Below are 380 nucleotides of genomic sequence, written 5' to 3'. Positions count from 1 at the left end.
ACTGGAAACTTATAGTAGCAGAAAGAAATCAATATTTGACTTGTCATAGTGTCCGACTATGACAATTACATTGTCGTCGGACCTGCGGAGCTTCAAAGATACCAGTCTGCAAGCTCCTGAAAGGCGTCCTGATTAGCTTCGAAGTATTCGGAATCCGGAACATCAATAGGAGGCTCATCAAGCTCTACGGGGTCTTGTAGACGCTCTATGTCGAGAACCTTTGACAGCATCCCATCTTCTAAGACGCTACCCCCACCTCTACCCATGTGAGATATCGTGTAAGTGTCAAGCATATATGCTTTTGCGGAATCATCCACCGCATTGATATCCCTGTTGCCAAGCTCCCACGAACCACGCAACGCAAACAGATTACGCCCCGT

General features: G+C 47.1%; 1 protein-coding gene. It reads right to left on the bottom strand.

Features of this window, described 5'->3' with window-relative positions:
- Positions 1-92 precede the first annotated feature (92 nt).
- Positions 93-380 (bottom strand): hypothetical protein (locus KP705_RS19100; RefSeq protein ID WP_215765448.1); only part of this gene is annotated, 288 nt, incomplete at its 5' end.

Origin of the sequence: Gluconobacter sp. P1D12_c (genome assembly GCF_018812105.1) — a bacterium.
Lineage (GTDB): Bacteria > Pseudomonadota > Alphaproteobacteria > Acetobacterales > Acetobacteraceae > Gluconobacter > Gluconobacter oxydans_A.
Note: the sequence above shows the minus strand (reverse complement) of the source record. Positions and strands in the feature narration are given on the sequence as shown.